This is a genomic window from Sodalis sp. RH20 (genome assembly GCF_047324205.1).
In the GTDB taxonomy this organism is placed as follows: Bacteria; Pseudomonadota; Gammaproteobacteria; order Enterobacterales; family Enterobacteriaceae; genus Acerihabitans.
The window spans coordinates 4455556-4472903 of the sequence record NZ_CP178733.1 but is presented as its reverse complement, the minus strand read 5'-3'; the positions used below and the strand labels follow the sequence as shown (position 1 = coordinate 4472903).

The 17348-nt window shown below is 57.3% G+C and carries 17 protein-coding genes and 1 riboswitch; of the genes, 15 read left to right on the top strand and 2 right to left on the bottom strand.

The window, feature by feature from the left end; translation table 11 throughout:
* Positions 1 to 371 precede the first annotated feature (371 nt).
* Together ACL2XM_RS20415 and ACL2XM_RS20410 are read left to right on the top strand one after the other, a co-directional pair.
* Positions 372 to 497 (top strand): hypothetical protein, encoded by a 126-nt coding sequence (locus tag ACL2XM_RS20415; protein WP_413731518.1) that lies wholly within the window; start codon positions 372 to 374, stop codon positions 495 to 497.
* A 40-nt stretch (positions 498 to 537) separates the two neighbouring features.
* A complete protein-coding gene (locus ACL2XM_RS20410; protein ID WP_410012642.1) occupies positions 538 to 864 on the top strand; it encodes a Dabb family protein in 327 nt (108 codons plus the stop codon).
* Positions 865 to 877: 13 nt separating this feature from the next.
* On the opposite strand, the gene ACL2XM_RS20405 is transcribed toward ACL2XM_RS20410, so the two are convergent.
* Entirely contained in the window at positions 878 to 1618 is a 741-nt protein-coding gene (locus ACL2XM_RS20405; protein ID WP_410012641.1) for a UTRA domain-containing protein, read from the bottom strand.
* Positions 1619 to 1813: 195 nt separating this feature from the next.
* On the opposite strand from ACL2XM_RS20405, the gene ACL2XM_RS20400 reads away from it, so the two are divergent.
* Genes ACL2XM_RS20400 through ACL2XM_RS20370 form a run of 7 tightly spaced genes read left to right on the top strand, consistent with a single transcriptional unit; the run spans position 1814 to position 8672 of the window.
* A complete protein-coding gene (locus ACL2XM_RS20400; RefSeq protein WP_413721832.1) occupies positions 1814 to 2875 on the top strand; it encodes an ABC transporter substrate-binding protein in 1062 nt (353 codons plus the stop codon).
* Between the two features lie 10 nt (positions 2876 to 2885).
* On the top strand, positions 2886 to 3683 hold the full coding sequence (locus ACL2XM_RS20395) for an alkaline phosphatase family protein (protein ID WP_410012639.1): 798 nt from the start codon (positions 2886 to 2888) through the stop codon (positions 3681 to 3683).
* The gene (locus ACL2XM_RS20390) at positions 3680 to 4519 is read left to right on the top strand and encodes an ABC transporter permease (protein ID WP_410012638.1); all 840 of its coding nucleotides are present in this window, start codon (positions 3680 to 3682) and stop codon (positions 4517 to 4519) included. Before ACL2XM_RS20395 ends, ACL2XM_RS20390 begins: the two co-directional genes overlap by 4 nt.
* A 33-nt stretch (positions 4520 to 4552) precedes the next feature.
* Positions 4553 to 5338 (top strand): ABC transporter permease, encoded by a 786-nt coding sequence (locus ACL2XM_RS20385; RefSeq protein WP_410012637.1) that lies wholly within the window; start codon positions 4553 to 4555, stop codon positions 5336 to 5338.
* A 2-nt stretch (positions 5339 to 5340) separates the two neighbouring features.
* Positions 5341 to 6333 carry an ABC transporter ATP-binding protein gene (locus ACL2XM_RS20380; RefSeq protein WP_410012636.1) on the top strand — a complete coding sequence of 331 codons (993 nt, stop codon included), beginning with the start codon at positions 5341 to 5343 and terminating at the stop codon, positions 6331 to 6333.
* Positions 6330 to 6980 carry an HAD family hydrolase gene (locus ACL2XM_RS20375; RefSeq protein ID WP_410012635.1) on the top strand — a complete coding sequence of 217 codons (651 nt, stop codon included), beginning with the start codon at positions 6330 to 6332 and terminating at the stop codon, positions 6978 to 6980. Before ACL2XM_RS20380 ends, ACL2XM_RS20375 begins: the two co-directional genes overlap by 4 nt.
* Positions 6981 to 7010: 30 nt before the next feature.
* Positions 7011 to 8672 carry a Na/Pi cotransporter family protein gene (locus ACL2XM_RS20370; RefSeq protein WP_410012634.1) on the top strand — a complete coding sequence of 554 codons (1662 nt, stop codon included), beginning with the start codon at positions 7011 to 7013 and terminating at the stop codon, positions 8670 to 8672.
* A 54-nt stretch (positions 8673 to 8726) separates the two neighbouring features.
* On the opposite strand, the gene lysC is transcribed toward ACL2XM_RS20370, so the two are convergent.
* Positions 8727 to 10088 (bottom strand): lysine-sensitive aspartokinase 3, encoded by a 1362-nt coding sequence (lysC, locus tag ACL2XM_RS20365; RefSeq protein WP_413731516.1) that lies wholly within the window; start codon positions 10086 to 10088, stop codon positions 8727 to 8729.
* A 113-nt stretch (positions 10089 to 10201) separates the two neighbouring features.
* A riboswitch (Lysine riboswitch) is annotated at positions 10202 to 10395 on the bottom strand.
* Between the two features lie 186 nt (positions 10396 to 10581).
* Between lysC and pgi the strand changes: the two genes are divergently transcribed.
* The 6 genes from pgi (at position 10582) to ubiC (ending at position 17317) form a co-directional block, all read left to right on the top strand.
* On the top strand, positions 10582 to 12231 hold the full coding sequence (gene pgi / locus ACL2XM_RS20360; RefSeq protein WP_410012632.1) for a glucose-6-phosphate isomerase: 1650 nt from the start codon (positions 10582 to 10584) through the stop codon (positions 12229 to 12231).
* Positions 12232 to 12706: 475 nt separating this feature from the next.
* Positions 12707 to 13069, top strand: a complete 363-nt coding sequence (gene yjbE / locus ACL2XM_RS20355; protein WP_410012631.1) for an exopolysaccharide production protein YjbE — start codon at positions 12707 to 12709, stop codon at positions 13067 to 13069.
* A 69-nt stretch (positions 13070 to 13138) separates the two neighbouring features.
* Complete coding sequence (locus ACL2XM_RS20350) at positions 13139 to 13786, top strand: YjbF family lipoprotein (RefSeq protein WP_410012630.1); 648 nt, start codon at positions 13139 to 13141, stop codon at positions 13784 to 13786.
* Complete coding sequence (locus ACL2XM_RS20345) at positions 13783 to 14538, top strand: capsule biosynthesis GfcC D2 domain-containing protein (RefSeq protein WP_410012629.1); 756 nt, start codon at positions 13783 to 13785, stop codon at positions 14536 to 14538. The genes ACL2XM_RS20350 and ACL2XM_RS20345 overlap by 4 nt, the downstream gene beginning before the upstream one ends.
* Positions 14538 to 16625, top strand: a complete 2088-nt coding sequence (locus tag ACL2XM_RS20340) for a YjbH domain-containing protein (RefSeq protein WP_413729089.1) — start codon at positions 14538 to 14540, stop codon at positions 16623 to 16625. The genes ACL2XM_RS20345 and ACL2XM_RS20340 overlap by 1 nt, the downstream gene beginning before the upstream one ends.
* 185 nt (positions 16626 to 16810) lie before the next feature.
* The gene (gene ubiC / locus ACL2XM_RS20335; protein WP_413727379.1) at positions 16811 to 17317 is read left to right on the top strand and encodes a chorismate lyase; all 507 of its coding nucleotides are present in this window, start codon (positions 16811 to 16813) and stop codon (positions 17315 to 17317) included.
* Positions 17318 to 17348: the final 31 nt, after the last annotated feature.

Genomic DNA, 17348 nt, shown 5'->3' with positions numbered 1-17348 from the left:
AAAAAATATCGATATGCTTAATATTGAATCTATTAGCAATATTCAATTTTTGTTTTAAATGATTTAACGCTAATTAATTATAGCTAATAATATAATTATTTTACCTATTGGGATGGACGGGTTAAATTTAATCGTACTCAAGGACAAGCTGAGAAAGAAAAGTTTTATATTATTTTAATTATATTAATTTTTTTTAAAATACTTAGCGCCACTTTCCGCTGGCAACGCAAGGATGAGTGTAATCAATCCCTATTATTGAGGCAACTCTGTGGACACCCTTCATGAAAAGGCACCCTGGCGTACAGGACCGCGCGCACAGACGGGATGGCGGACTTAGCATGACAAAATAATAAGCGGTAAGAGGGTAACTGATGAATCAACATGAACAAAAAATATTTCTGACGACGCTGGTGGCGGCCTTCAGATCGACACATCGTTATATGAAGCGCAATTATCCTTATGGCAAGAGCGGGGCGAAAAGCCCTCCTTCCCCCTGAAAGGCGGCGTGCTTCAAGGGATGAAAAATCGGAGAGAAAGATGATTGAACATAATGTTCTGTTCCGGTTCAGGCCGGCATTGGCGCCGGCGGAGATCCAGCAGGTCGCCGCGACGCTGCTGGCGATGGATCGGTATATTCCCGGCATCCTGAAGGCATCGTGGCATGACAATGCCAGCCGGGAACAACGGGATAAGGGCTTCAGGCATCTGCTCCGGCTTTTTTTTGCCGACAGCGCAGCCCTGGACCAGTATCTGGCCCATCGCCATCATCTTTACGTGTGTGAAAATATCCTGTTCCCGGTACTGGCGGACGGCGCGGGGTCCGTGCTGGTGTTTGATCTGTGGGGACATGAAAACGCATTGTGAATGACCCCCGGCGCTACTGCGCCTCTACGTCGATATGCAGGGTATCGTAGCGCCAGTACTCCAGGTCGCAGTCAATAATGCGGCCATACTGATCGCGATTGATACGGGTAATAAACAGCGCCGGGCTGTTATCCGCCAATTTCAGCGCCTGCGACGCCGCCTGCGGAAAGGTGGTGGGCAGCATGGCGAAACGTACTTTGCCGTAACGGATGCCATACTGGTTGGCATACAGTTCCGTAAGCGAGGATGTCAGATCCTCATGCAAAATCGCCGGAAAATACGCCGGATTCAGGTAATGTTCCACGTAAAGCACCGCACGCCCGTCAATGCGCCTGACCCGGCGTATGCAATATACCCGTGAACCGGACGGCAATGCCAAATGTGCGCATATCGCCGCCGGCGTCGTCATTTCGCTGGCATCCAATACCTCGGTGGCGGGTTTACGTCCCTGCTCGCGCACCATGGCATGGAAATGGCTGCGCGTCAGCGGGTTATAGATAATACGCGGCGGGCTGACAAACCAGCCGCGGCGTTCCTCGCGGTAAATCAGCCCCTGGGCTTCCAACTGCCCCAACGCTTCCCGCAGGGTAATGCGGGTCGTGGCAAATTGTTCGCTTAGCATCCTCTCGGCGGGCAAGCGATCGTTGTGCGTCAAGTCCCCTTGTGCAATCCAGCCGGCGATCGCCTGGCAAATCGCGGTAACGGTTTTTTGCCGGGACAGGCTGGCGCTGAAAGAAGCGCCATTATGCAGCATTTTTTTTACCGGCCTGCCTGTTCATAGTGCACATTTTTCTGCCTTTGCGGATGGGGTGGTAAAACCATAACAAAAAATCGGCTAAAAGAATTACTGACATCAAATATTCATCTTACTTCGGTAGATTGGCTTGGTTCTTGCTGGACTAGACCAGTAGAGTTCGTCACCTTCATTCCTTCACCCGGAGCATCATTTATGAAACTTCTGTTCGCTTCTGTGTTAACCACCGCCATCCTGATGGCAAGCCCGGCCGGTTTCGCCGCGCCCGCGGATGTCGCGGCCCTGGAGAAAGCGGCGCGCCAGGAAGGCGAGGTCAATAGTGTCGGCATGCCTGACAGCTGGGCAAACTGGAAGGATACCTGGGCGGATTTGGCCGGCAAATATGGCCTGAAGCATAGCGATACCGATATGAGTTCAGCGCAGGAGATTGCCAAATTCCTGGCTGAGAAAGGCAACGCCAGCGCGGATATCGGCGATGTGGGATCGTCCTTTGGGCCGGTGGCGGTACAAAAAGGCGTAACGCTGCCTTACAAACCCAGTACCTGGGATCAGGTTCCCGACTGGGCGAAGGACAAAGACGGCCATTGGGCGCTGGCGTATACCGGCACCATCGCTTTTATCGTGAACAAGCAAACGGTAAAAGAAACGCCGCATAGCTGGGCCGATTTGCTGAAAGGCGATTATAAGGTGACCGTCGGCGATGTCAGTACCGCGGCGCAAGCGACCAACGGCGTGCTGGCGGCGAGCTATGCCATGGGCGGCGATGAAAAGAATCTGAAGCCGGGCCTGGAATTTTTTGCCAAGCTGGCCAAGGCGGGACGCCTGGGACTGAACAACCCGACTATAGCGTCGCTGGAAAAAGGCGAAGTGGATGTGGGCATCGTCTGGGATTTCAACGGCCTTAATTACCGCGACACCATCGACAAGACCCGTTTTGATGTATTGATCCCCTCCGATGGCTCCATTACCTCCGGCTATACCACGATTATAAATAAATATGCCAAACATCCCAATGCGGCCAAGTTTGCGCGCGAATATATTTTTTCCGATGCCGGACAGATCAACCTGGCCCGGGGCTATGCCCGCCCGATCCGCGTGGAAAAGCTGACGCTGCCGGATGACGTGAAAGCCAAGCTGCTGCCTATCGAACAGTATAAAAACGCCCATCCCATCGCCGATCCGGTTGCCTGGGAAAAGAGCGCCAAGGAACTGCCGCGCCTGTGGCAGGAGAATGTCATGATGGTCATGCCGCAGTAAAGGAGGCGTGATGAAAACCCTGCTGGTGATACTGGACGGACTAAGCTATCCGGTGGCCTACGACGCCATGGGATATCTGCACGCTGAGTGCGCGGCGGGGCATGGATGCCTCTATCAACTGGACTGCGAGCTGCCGTCATTATCGCGACCGCTCTATGAGTGTATCCTTACCGGCGTGCCGCCGGTGGCGAGCGGCGTCGTGCATAATAACGTGGTGAGGCTTTCGCATCATCGCAGCATTTTTCATTTTGCCCGCGCCGCCGGCCTTACCACCGCGGCGGCGGCCTATTATTGGGTGAGCGAACTGTATAACCGCGCCCCCTTCGATGCCGTGCGCGATCGCCATACCGTCGCGCCGGAGGCGGCTATCCAGTACGGGCATTTTTATCATGCGGACCATTATCCCGACTCCCATCTGTTTGAAGATGCGGAAAGCCTGCGCCAGCGCCACCAACCGGATTTCCTGCTGCTTCATCCCATGAATATCGACGACGCGGGCCATCGCTTCGGCCTGTCGTCGCCGCAATACCGTAATATGGCCCGCACCGCGGACGGCCTGTTGTCGCAATATATGCCCGCGTGGCTGGCAGCCGGTTATCAGGTGATCGTCACGGCGGATCACGGCATGAACGACGATCGCAGCCATGGCGGCATCCTGCCCGAAGAGCGCCAGGTGCCGTTATTTGTGTTCGGCGCGGCTTTTAGCCAGGCGCCCGCCGCGCCGCGCCAGACGGAACTGTGCGGCACCCTTTGCAGCCTGCTGGGGGTTGAACACGATCGGCCGGCCTGCGCGGAGCTGTTGAAATGAAGGCCAAATGGCTGGCGGTATTGGTCATGCTGCCTTTTGCGCTGGTGTTCTGTGCTTTCCAAATCGCGCCGCTGGCGTGGATGGCGGTGCATAGCTTCAACAGCGACATCGAAGGCTGGGGGATGGATAACTATCGGCAAATCCTCGGCTCGCCGTTTTACCGGCAGGCGATCTACTTCTCCCTGCAAATCACCTTCTGGTCCAGCGTATTCGGGTTGCTGATCGCCCTGGTGGGCAGTTACTCGCTGCGCCAGCTCGGGGTGACGCGCCTGCGCACCGCCGTGATGTCCTTTACCAATATGACCAGCAATTTTACCGGCGTCCCGCTGGCGTTCGCTTTTGTCATCCTGCTCGGCACCAACGGCTGCGTTACGCTTATTCTGCGCCGTTATGGCTGGCTCGGGGACTTCAGCATCTATTCCAAAACCGGCCTGATGGTGCTGTACACCTACTTCCAGATCCCGCTCGGGGTGCTGTTGCTGTATCCGGCCTTTGACGGCCTGCGCGAGGACTGGCGCGAATCCGCCGCGTTGCTGGGCGCGGGCAAGGTGCGTTACTGGCGGCATATCGGCCTGCCGGTGCTGGCGCCGGCCCTGCTGGGCACCTTTGTTATCCTGTTGGCTAACGCCCTGGGCGCCTACGCCACGATTTTTGCCCTGACCAGCGGCAATTTCAACGTTATCCCAATCCGTATCGCCGCCCTGGTGGCGGGCGATCTGGAACTTGACCCGAATATGGCCAGCGCGCTGGGCATGTTCCTGGTACTGCTGATGGTGTTTATCACCCTGGTTCATCGCTGGGTGATGCGCAGGAGCTATACCCATGTACGATCCTGATAAGTTAGTTGGCGGCAAAACGGGAGGGGGTTGATGACGCGTGCTGAAAACATTTATCACCGCGCCGTGGTCGCGGTGCTGCTGTTTATCCTGCTGCTGCCTTTGGTGGCGACGCTGGTTTACGCTTTTTCCAGCCAGTGGGGGTCGACGGTGTTGCCGGAAGGGTTCACCTTAAAATGGATGGCCCAGCTCTGGCAGGATCCGCGTTTCCTGACGGCGCTGTGGCATTCGCTGCTGATTTGTTTTGGCGCGCTGGCCCTTGCCGTTGTACTGGTATTGCCATTAATGTTTGTGATTGCTTACTATTTCCCGCAGCTTGATGCCCTGATGAATATTCTGATCCTGCTGCCGTTCGCCGTGCCGCCGGTAGTGTCGTCGGTGGGCCTGCTGCAGCTGTATTCCGACGGTCCGCTGGCCATGACCGGCACGCCGTGGATTTTAATCGGCTGTTATTTCACCATCGCGCTGCCGTTTATCTATCGGGCGATCACCAACAATATGCAGGCCATCCACCTGCGTGATTTGATGGATGCCGCCCAATTGCTCGGCGCCAGTACCTGGCGGGCGGCGCTGCTGGTGGTGCTGCCCAACCTGCGCAAGGGCTGCATGATTGCCGTATTGCTGTCGTTCTCGTTCCTTATCGGCGAGTTTGTCTTTGCCAACCTGCTGGTGGGCAACCGTTTCGAGACGCTGCAGGTCTATCTTTATAATAGCCGCAACGGCAGCGGCCATTTCACCAGCGCCCTGGTGATCTCCTATTTCCTGGTGGTCTTGCTGCTGACGCTGGTGGCGAATTCCGTGAATAAGGGCAAGGAATAATCATGTCTTATCTGGCGGTAAAACAGCTTAATAAACATTATGGTCCGACCCAGGTGTTCGAAAATATCGATTTCGATGCTGCGGAAGGCGAATTTGTTACCCTGCTCGGGCCGAGCGGCTGCGGCAAGTCTACCCTGTTGCGTTGCCTGGCGGGCCTGACGCCGGTGGACAGTGGGCAAATCTTGTTGCAAGGCGCGGATTTAGTGCCGTTGTCGCCCCAGGACCGCGGTATCGGCATGGTATTCCAGAGCTATGCGTTGTTCCCGAATATGACGGTCACCGGCAACGTGGCCTTTGGCCTGAAAATGCAAAAGCTGGCGGCGACCGAGATCACGCGCCGCGTCAACGAGGTGCTGGAACTGGTGGAACTGCATGAGTTCGCCCACCGGTATCCGCATCAGCTCTCCGGCGGCCAATGCCAGCGGGTGGCTCTGGCGCGTTCGCTCGTCACCCGTCCCCGGCTGCTGCTGCTGGATGAGCCGCTATCGGCCCTGGATGCCCGCATCCGCAAGCATTTGCGCGACCAAATCCGGCGTATTCAGCAAGAATTGCGGCTGACCGCCATTTTTGTTACGCACGATCAGGAAGAAGCGCTGACCTTATCCGACCGCGTGGTGCTGATGAATAAAGGTAAAATCGTGCAAAACGGCAGCGCCGAAACGCTTTATACCCAGCCGGTGGACGCCTTTGCCGCCGGGTTTATCGGCAGTTATAACCTGTTAAGCCCGGATCAGGCCGCGCTGTTGACCGGGCGCGGCTGGCGGGGCCGGGTCGCCGTGCGGCCTGAGTCTATTATGCTGTTGCCGGCCGGGCAGGGCATTAGCGCGCGCGTCGACGGCCACAGCCTGTTGGGTAATGTGATCCGTTATCGCGTGTCGGCGCAGGGGGTCGAACTGCTGGTGGATGTGTTGAACCGATCGGTGGCCGATCTGCACCCAAATGGCACGCCGGTTGGTCTACAGTTAGATATAACGACATTATGTGAGGTGGCATGAGCCTGGCGTTATTTGATTTGGATGACACACTGATTGATGGAGACTGCGCCAGCCTGTGGAGCCAGTACATGCTGACGCTGGGCTGGGCGCAACGCGACGGATTTGTGCAACGGGAACAGGCATTAATGCTACAGTACCGGCAGGGGACATTATCCATGGAAGAATATATGTCGTTTACCCTGGAGCCGCTGATCGGCCGTTCTACGGATGAAGTGGCGCAGTGCGTGGAGGCCTTTATCGACGAGGCGATCGTTCCCTGCATACGTGAGCCCGCCCGGCGCTGTATCGCCGAACATCAACGCCGCGGGGATCGGAACGTTATTATTTCGGCGTCCGGCGAACATTTGGTGACGCCGATTGCGCGCCGCTTCGGCGTCGCTGAAACCTTGTCGATACAACTTGAAGTTTATGACGATTCTTATACCGGTAAAACCTGTGGCGTATTAACTTATCGGGAGGGGAAAGTGTCCAGGCTGCTGGACCTGATCGAGGGCAAGGAGTCAATGTTGGCGCAGGCCAGCTTTTATTCCGACTCGTGTAATGACCTGCCGTTATTAAGTCAGGTGGGTTATCCTTATGCCGTTAATCCCGACGGTATCCTGCTTCGGCATGCACAACAGGCTGGATGGCCGGTTTTGCAATGGTAAACAGTGGGTCATCAAGGAGTTGTAAGAAGCGTGTTAACATTGTTGCATCTGCTTTCCGCGGTAGCGCTGCTGGTTTGGGGGACGCATATTGTCCGTACCGGGATCATGCGTGTCTACGGTGCCCGCCTGCGGCAGGTGCTGAGCAGAAGCGTAGAAAAAAAACCGATGGCGTTCATGGCGGGCATCGGCGTTACGGCGCTGGTCCAAAGCAGTAACGCCACGGCAATGCTGGTCACCTCGTTTGTCGCCCAGGGCCTGGTGGCGCTGACGCCGGCCCTGGTGATTATCCTGGGCGCCGATGTCGGTACCGCGCTGATGGCCCGGGTGCTGACGTTTGACTTATCCTGGCTCTCCCCCCTGCTGATCTTTATCGGCGTCTGCCTGTTCCTGAGCCGTAAGCAATCGCGCGTCGGCCAGATAGGCCGGGTGTGTATCGGCCTGGGCCTGATCCTGCTGGCGCTGGAGCTGATTGTCGCCGCCTCGACCCCCATTACCCAGGCCAACGGCGTCAAGGTGCTGTTCTCATCACTGACCGGCGATGTGGTGCTCGACGCCCTGCTCGGCGCGCTGTTCGCCATTATCAGCTACTCAAGCCTGGCGGCGGTGCTGCTGACCGCGACGCTGACCGCCACCGATGTGATTTCCTTTAAGGTGGCCCTGTGCCTGGTTATCGGCGCCAACCTGGGCAGCGGCATCCTGGCGATGATCAACGCCAGCGGGCAAAACGCGGAAGGCAAACGCGTGGCGCTGGGCAGCCTGCTGTTCAAGCTGGTGGGCGGCCTGGTGGTATTGCCGGCCATCTCATTCCTGGCCGGCCTGCTTGGGCGCCTGCCGGTCAGCGCCTCGGAGCTGGTGATCTATTTCCATGTTTTTTATAACCTGATTCGCTGCCTGCTCCTGGTGCCGTTCGCCGGGCCGATGGCGCGCTTATGTACACAATGGATCGGCGATACGGCGGTCGGCGACGTGGGCGTGCGCCCGCGTCATCTGGATACCAGCGCCCTGGATACGCCCGCGCTGGCGCTGGCCAATGCCTCACGGGAAACACTGCGCATGGGCGATGTGGTGGAAAGCATGCTGCTGCTGCTTCGTGAAGTGCTGCACGGCCAGCCGAATAAAGACCGGGAAATACGCCGGCTGGATGATGATGTCGACGTGCTCTACACCGCCATCAAACTCTACCTGGCCCAGATGCCGAAAGAGGATCTGGAGGAAGCGGATTCCCGCCGCTGGGCCGAGATTATCGAAATGGCGCTCAACCTGGAACAGGCCGGGGATATTATCGAGCGCATGGCCGGGGATGTGGCCGCCAAGTCTCTGGCCACGCGCCGGGCCTTTTCCACCGAGGGGCTGCAGGAGCTTGATACGCTGCACGAACAGCTGATGTCCAACCTGCGCCTGAGCCTGTCGGTGTTCCTGACCGGCGATATCACCAGCGCGCGGCGCCTGCGCCGCGCCAAACATCGGTTTCGCATTACCGACCGGCGCTATGCCCATGCCCATGTGGATCGCCTCCACCAGCAAAATGTGCAGAGCCTGGAAACCAGTTCGCTGCACCTTGGGCTGCTCGGGGATATGAAGCGGATGAACTCCCTATTCTGTTCGGTGGCCTATAACGCGTTGGAACTCAATGAAGAGGACGAGGCGGAAGAGAATGAGGAGCGGCGCGACAAAGCATCCACCCCGCTCTAAAGGCCCGTCATCCCTGGTTGGTCCGGGCGCCCAGGCGCCCGTGCGGGGATAACGTCAACCAAACAGGTTGTGGTGCAGGGTCTTGACCACTTGTTCCGCGTCCTGTCCCGGCACCAGCAGGCACAGGTTATGGCTGCTGGCGCCATAGCAGATCAGCCGGATATTAAACGGGTCCAGTACGCCAAATACATCTTTACCCACCCCGCAGGCCTGGGAGAGCTTATTGCCGATCAGGGCGATCAGCGCCAGGTTCTCTTCAACCTCCACCCGGCACAGGGATGAGAGTTCCGTCAGCAGGGACGTGGTCAACAGGCTGGCGCTGGACGAAGTCGATCCCGTGGTGTCCATGGTCAGCGCCACGCTCACCTCGGACGTGGTAATCAAATCCACGGAAATATAATGGCGCGCCAGGATATTGAACACTTCGGCCAGGAATCCGCGCGCCTGCAGCATATTCAGACTGTGCAGGGTCAGCAGCGTTTGCCGGCGGCGCAGGGCAATGGCGCGGAACAGCGGTGGATTGAGCGTTTTATTGCACACCAGGGTGCCGCCGGCATGAGGGTCCTTACTGGACCCGACAAAAACCGGAATATCGCTGCGCACCGCCGGCAACAAGGTGGCGGGATGCAGGATTTTGGCGCCGAAGGTGGCCATTTCCGCCGCCTCCTCGAAACTGATTTCATCAATGCGCTTGGCCTCGGGCACGACGCGCGGGTCGGTGGTATAGATACCGGGCACATCGGTCCAGATGTCGATGCGCTGGGCCTGCAGCGCTTCGCCCAGCAGGGCGGCGGTATAATCGCTGCCGCCCCGTCCCAACGTGGTGGTGCGCCCTTTGGCCTCACTGCCGATAAAGCCCTGGGTAATGATCAGCGCCGCGTCGATGCGCGGCAGCAGCAGGCTTTGGGTTAATTCCTTCAGGACGGCGATCTCCGGCTCGGCATGGCCGAAACGGTCATTGGTACGCATCACCTTGCGAATATCGAACCATTTGGCCTGCGCCTGGCGCTGGCGCAGCACCTCAACGAACAGCAGCGTCGACATCAGTTCGCCGTGGCTGACCAGCTCATCGGTCAGGGCATGGGATGTGGCGAGGCCCGCCGCCTCGGACAGCATGGCGATATTATCGAGCATGCGGTCAATTTCCTCGCGAATCACCCGCGAATCGGCCAGCCGGTCGATAATGGCATACTGGATGCGGCGGATTTCATCCAGATGAAAGGCGCGGCGCTCGGGTTCTTTGCCTTCAGCCAGCGCCACCAGCAAATTGGTGACGCCCGCCGAGGCGGACAACACCACCAGACGGACGGCGGCATTGGACAGCACGATATCCGCGCTGCGGTTCATCGCGTCGTAATCGGCGACGCTGGTGCCGCCGAACTTCGCCACGATAGGGGACTGTATTGATTCTGCCATGCTATTAATGCCTCTAATGCCTCGTGTCAGGATGCCATCCTTGATGACAACATATTAAGCTTTTGGCACGAGTCAGGGGCGGGAAACAGGGAGCAGGCGTAGAAGACTACGGTACACCCAGAAGCGCCCCACCGTGCCTATCGCCAATGGCGAAAATGCCGGTGACAACCCATGGGATTCAGCCCATGCGGCCGGTAACGCCGGCCCGTTTGCCGTACGCTGCCTCGGCGTCGCTCCCCCTTGGGTTTCATCAGCGGAAAACGGATCCTCCGAAACCTTGCCTGGGCGACGCGCCTCTTCTGGTTCACGCAACGGGTGCGCTACTAGGACCTTACAAATAGCGGGTAATTACCCCGGTGTCAACGGGCAGCGCATGATGCAAACGCATTTATCCTGAAAAGAGGGCAATCGCAAGAAAAGGGGTCGCAACTCGTGAGCTACGCGATACAATCATTGTCATCACGTCTTTTTATTCTCAATAAGAGCGTTGCCTATGAAAAACATAAACCCTAGCCACACCGCGGCCTGGAAAGCGCTGCAGCAGCATTTTGAACACATGAAGGATGTTACCATCAGCGAACTGTTCGCCAGGGACAACTCCCGTTTCGACACCTTCTCCGCCACCTTTGACGACCAGATGCTGGTCGATTATTCCAAAAATCGCATTACCCATGAAACGCTGGAAAAATTGCAGGCCCTGGCCCGGGAGTGCGATCTCGACGGGGCCATCAAGTCGATGTTCTCCGGTGAAAAGATCAACCGCACCGAAGATCGCGCGGTGTTGCACGTGGCCCTGCGTAACCGCAGCAACACGCCGATCCTGGTGGACGGCAAAGACGTGATGCCGGATGTGAACGCGGTATTGGCCAAGATCAAGCAATTCTGCCACCGGGTCATCGGCGGTGAATGGAAAGGCTATACCGGCAAAGCGATCACCGACGTGGTGAATATCGGTATCGGCGGCTCGGATCTCGGGCCTTATATGGCGACCGAAGCGCTGCGCCCGTTTAAAAACCACCTGACCATGCACTTCGTATCCAATGTCGACGGCACCCATATCGCCGAAACGGTCAAGCACCTCGACCCGGCCACCACCCTGTTCCTGGTGGCGTCGAAAACCTTTACCACCCAGGAAACCATGACCAACGCCCACAGCGCGCGCGATTGGTTCCTGCAGACCGCCGGCGATGAAAAACACGTCGCCAGGCACTTTGCCGCCCTGTCCACCAATGCCAAGGCCGTGGGTGAATTCGGCATCGATACCGACAATATGTTTGAGTTCTGGGACTGGGTCGGCGGCCGTTATTCCCTGTGGTCGGCCATCGGCCTGTCCATTGCCTTGTCCGTGGGTTTTGACAATTTTGAACAGCTGCTCAGCGGCGCCCATGCCATGGATCGTCATTTCCGGGACACCCCGGCGGAACAAAACCTGCCGGTGCTGCTGGCCTTGATCGGCATTTGGTATAACAATTTCTACGGCATGGAAACAGAAGCCATCCTGCCCTACGATCAGTATATGCACCGTTTCCCCGCGTATTTCCAGCAGGGTAATATGGAGTCCAACGGCAAGTACGTGGATCGCAACGGCCATCCGGTGGATTACCAAACCGGCCCGATTATTTGGGGTGAACCGGGCACCAACGGCCAGCATGCCTTTTACCAGCTGATTCACCAGGGCACCAAAGTGGTCCCCTGCGATTTTATCGCCCCGGCGATAAGCCATAATCCGCTCAGCGATCATCACGCCAAGCTGCTGTCGAACTTCTTTGCGCAAACTGAGGCCCTGGCGTTTGGTAAATCTTTGCAGGTGGTCGAGGACGAATTCGCGGCGGCGGGTAAAACCCCGGATCAGGTCGGGCACGTGGCGCCTTTCAAAGTCTTCGCCGGCAATCGGCCGACCAATTCCATACTGCTCAGGGAAATCACCCCTTACAGCCTGGGCGCGCTGATTGCGCTGTATGAACATAAAATCTTCACCCAGGGCGTTATCCTGAACATCTACACCTTTGACCAATGGGGCGTGGAACTGGGTAAACAGCTGGCGAACCGGATCCTGCCGGAACTGGCGGCCGATGACCGGGTCACCAGCCATGACAGCTCCACCAATGGCCTGATTAACCGCTTTAAAAACTGGCGCGGCTGATACGCGCCGAAGGCCTTGCAGGACGGCCAGGGAACGGCCGCCGGGGGGCCGGCGTCCCCGGCGGTTGCGCTGCTTGCGCCGGGTGTTGCAGAAAACAGCCGTGGTGTTAACTGTTTGTTACTTGGCGGCTTTTTGGCACTCTTTAAGGATTTTCCTAAAAACCCATGGCGCTAGTTTTCAGAATAAGGCGCATCGTTGCGGGCAGGGAATATAAAAACCGGCTCTAAGGCCTTATTTTAAAACACGCAGACGGCTTATATACTTTTGGGCGTATAAGCCTCCTCATTGAGGTACTGACAGCGGAATTATCTGATTTTGCCCCTTGGCGTGAACTTCTCATTCACCGAAAAATTGTGCCCTAAATCGCATTACTGGTGATTAATTTTGCTTTCATGCAACAAAAGAGGGCATTTCACTACTTTGCCGCGTACCAATGCGGTGTCGCGCATTTTTTCGGCTAAATCAGGGATGATGAATGCAAGATATATTTTATTGCATTATATTCCTTTATGATGCTTATATAAGGCAAATCATCATTTCATTGCTTTATAGTCATCATCCTCATGAATCAAAGGTAATAAATATGAATAAACTGTTTAGTGTAGTAATGGCTGCAATGTTGATGGCTAGTGGTTCTTATGCGTTAGCTGCCACGCCGGGTAACAGTAGCGGTAACACCGAGACTGCTTCTGGTCTGAGCGCCGGGGCTGCCACGGCAGTCGGCGTTGGTGCGGTCGCACTGTTAGCTGGAGTGGCCTTAATCGGCGCTCATAATGACGATAACGGTGACGGTAATGGCAATACCGGTACCGGCACCACCACCTCAACGGTGCAGTAATAATAACTATTCGATAACCACACGCAAGTGTGGTTATTTTTTGGTCTCCTTTCGTTTGGGATAAACGACGTGCGCTATTTATTTATGGTGGTGGTGTGCTTTCTGGTGGCCGCTTGCAGTCAGTCGCAACAAGGTATTGGTGAAACATTCAAACTGGCGCTGTTCGGCACGCCGGACGTTGAGTTAACGCCGGAGCAGGTCCATGACATTCCCTACGCCAGTATTTACGCGCGCATCAATGACGGCGCGCAGATCTTCATGGTCTTGGCTTATGCCGAAAACGGCGATTTAAAATGGGTTTCGCGCGATAAAGCCATGCTGGTGACCCGCAATGGTCGCCTGATCAAAACCCTGGGCCTGCCCGATAATCTCCTCGAAGTCACCAACCTGGCCTCCGATCCGCTGGCCCACGCTCAAAGGATTACCGACGGCACTGAATGGACCCGCATCCAGTCCTGGACGGAAGATAAACAACTACGTTCGGCAACCCTGACCTCCCGTTTCACCCTGGCGGGCACCGAGACTATTACCGTATTGAATGCGCCGCACGCCTACCGCGTCATCAATGAGGATGTTACGGTGGCCGAGCTCAACACGCATTATCAAAACCGCTTTTGGATCGAACCAGGCACCGGCGCCGTGCGCAAAGCCCAACAATATGTCGGGCCGGGTAATTTCCCGATTGAAACCATCACTTTAAATCCTTATAAGCCATGAAAAAACAACTCTTACTCGTAGTGAGTTTATGTGCTGGTTTTATTGCCTCCGCCGCAGCCGACAGTCGTGTGGCGGTTTATTCTCCAGGTCAATCGCAGCCCGTGGTCCTGACGGGGATTAATACCCTCCAGCAGCTGACCCTGGATCCGAAACTGGCCGGGCGTACCTGGTGGCCCGGCACCGTTATCGCGGAAAACCTGGCCACCGCCGTCCAGCAGGAGCAACAGCGGCAATTGCTGGCGCGCCTGAGCGCCCTGAGCGCCGATTTCCGCCAGGACAACGACTTGGATCTGGCCGATGCCGTTGATCGGGTGCGCGGCCAGATCGCCGCCCTGAAGGTGACCGGGCGTCAGTTCGTCTCGCTGGACGCGGACGTGATTCGCCTGCAGACCGGCGCCAACCGCAGGCTCGTGGGCGACTACAGCCTGTATACGCTGGCTAAGCCGACCAGCGTTTATGTGTTCGGCGCGGTGACGCCCACCGGTTCACAGCCGTTTCAGGTGGGTCGCGATGCGGATGATTATCTGCAGACCCACCAGCGCCTGAGCGGAGCCGAAAGAAGTTATGCCTGGATAATCCTGCCGGATGGGCAGGCCAAATCGGTGCCGGTGGCCTACTGGAACCGGCGCCACAATGAAGTGGCGCCGGGCAGTGCGATTTACGTGGGTTTTTCCTCGTGGTCATTGCCGCGGGCCTATCAGGACGTAAACGAAAAAATTGTTTCCTTGCTGACACACCGGATCCCTGACTGATGAAAACACAATATCTATTAAGTCTCATCGCGCTGTCAGTGGCCTCCGCTTGCCAGGCGGCCTCCTATACCGAGCCGCTGGGGCCATCGCAGATGGATATGGGCGGCGCCGGATTATTGCAAACCCCCTCCGGGCGCATGGCGAAGGACGGTGAATTCAGCCTGAACTACCGGGATAACGATCAGTACCGCTTTTATTCCATCAACGTGCAGCTGTTCCCCTGGCTTGAAAGTACTATCCGCTATACCGACGTCCGTACCCGGCAATACAGCGGCAATGAGAACTTCAGCGGCGATCAAACCTATAAAGATAAGGGCATCGATTTCAAGCTGCGGTTATGGGAGGAAGGATACTGGCTGCCCGAGACATCGGTGGGTATCCGTGATTTTGGCGGTACCGGCCTGTTTGACAGCGAGTTTATCGCCGCCAGCAAAGCCTGGGGCCCCCTGGACTTCACCCTGGGGCTTGGTTGGGGCTACCTGGGCAATAGCGGCAATGTGAAAAACCCGTTCTGCGAAGTTTCCGATGGCTACTGTACCCGCAATAATGCCCACCGCAGCGCCGGTTCATTTAACGGCGGCGACTTCTTCCATGGCCCGGCCTCGCTGTTTGGCGGCGTGGAATACCAAACGCCGTGGCAGCCGCTGCGCCTTAAGCTGGAATATGAAGGCAATGATTACGAAGGGGATTTTGCCGGCCGGCTGAAGCAGGACTCGCCGGTCAATGTCGGCGCCATATACCGGCTTGGCAAATGGACGGATCTTAACCTGAGCTATGAACGCGGCAATACCGTGATGTTCGGCGTGACGCTTCGCACCAACTTTAACGACCTGACCCAGCAGCACCGCGACAGCGAAAAACCGGCATATGCGCCGCAGCCGCAGACCGACATGCTCCAGCATCAGGTGGTGGCGCAGCAGCTGACCGATATGGACAGCAACGCCGGTTTTGCCGGCCCGCATATCCAGGTTAAAGATCGCACCTTGTATATGACCGGCGAGCAGTATAAGTACCGGGATAATGCAGAGGGTGTCGATCGCGCCAATCGGATCCTGGTCAATAACCTGCCGGAGAATATCGATAAGCTGAAGGTGACCCAGACCCGGCAGAACCTGCCGCTGGTGACCACGGAAACCGACGTGAAGAGTTTGCAAGACACGCTGGCGGGCTACCCCCTGGGGCATGAGCAGCCGCTCAAGCAGCGCCGCACCGAGCCGGATGTGCCGAAAAACGCCGAACAGGGTTACTATATCGAACGGGACCGCCTGCAGCTTGGCTGGGCGCCGGTGCTTAACCAATCGTTCGGCGGGCCGGAATCGTTTTATATGTATCAAATCGGCGTCGAAGGCTCGGCCAATTATTGGCTGACCGACCACTGGGTGACTTCCGGTACCCTGTTCGGCAATATCACCAATAACTATGACCGGTTTAAGTTCACCGCGCCGCCGAGCGACTCGCATTTGCCGCGCGTCCGTACCCGGATTCGGGAATATGTGCAGAACGATGTTTATATCAGCAACCTGCAAACCACCTATATGGATCGCCTGGGCGACGGCTGGTACGGCCAGCTCTACGGCGGCTACCTGGAAATGATGTACGGCGGCGTCGGCGGTGAAGTACTGTATCGCCCGCTGGACAAGAACTGGGCGGTGGGTCTTGACGGTAACTACGTCAAGCAGCGCGACTGGGACAATATGATGCAGTTCGCCGACTATACCGTGGCGACCGGCAACCTGACCGGCTACTGGCAGCCCGGCTTTTTGGACGGCGTACTGGTTAAAGCCAGCGTCGGACGATACCTGGCCAAGGATAAGGGCGTCACCTTCGATGTCTCGCGCCGCTTCGACAGCGGGGTCACCGCCGGCGCCTTTGCCACCTTTACCAATGTCTCCAAAGAGGACTATGGCGAAGGGTCGTTTACCAAAGGATTCTATCTCTCGATTCCGTTGGATCTGCTGACGCCGACGCCGAACCGCAGCCGGGCGCAGCTGAACTGGATCCCGCTGACGCGTGACGGCGGCCAGATGGTCGGCCGGAAATACTATCTGTACGGTCTAACCGAAGAACGTTCGCCGGCGCTGGAATAGCGGCGGGCAGATCTGATTTTAACGGCCTCCCTGCGGAGGCCTTTTTTTTGCCGCCGGCGCCTTAGCGCCCGGCGACCGGTATATTGCCGCCTGAAGAAACGCATTCTTCCCGCATCGGCAGGTTAATAAAATGGCGTTCTGAGCTACAATATCGGAGCTGACCACCTGAAACCATGGGGAACAGGATGACGGACGATCCCTCTATCGCCTTATTGGCATCCATCACCTGGCTGACTGACCAGGATCCGCCGCCATCGCCCGCCCTGGCGGACTGGTTGATGGAACAAGGGTCGATGACCCGGCGCCTCGAGCGCCATTGCCGGCGGGTTACCATCCGCCGCGGCCGCGAAGGTTATTTCCCGGCCCAGGCGCTGGGAGACGATATCGCTCTGTTGCCGCCAAGCGATCGCTACTGGCTGCGCGAAATCGTCTTATGCGGCGATGAACGGCCCTGGCTGGCCGGCCGCACCTTGGTGCCCGAAAACGCCATGAACGGAGCGGAGTGGGCGCTCACCACGCTGGGAGATATCCCCCTGGGCCGCTGGCTGTTCCGCGGCCGGGCGCCGGAGCGGGACTTTATCCAACTGGGCCGCGCTGACGGCCTGTGGGCGCGGCGCTCCTGCCTGCGGCCGGACGGTAAGCCGTTATTGCTGACCGAACTGTTTTTACCCCAAGCCCCGCTGTATTGTTAAGCGCCGTGCGAGAATGATGAAGTAAAGGAGA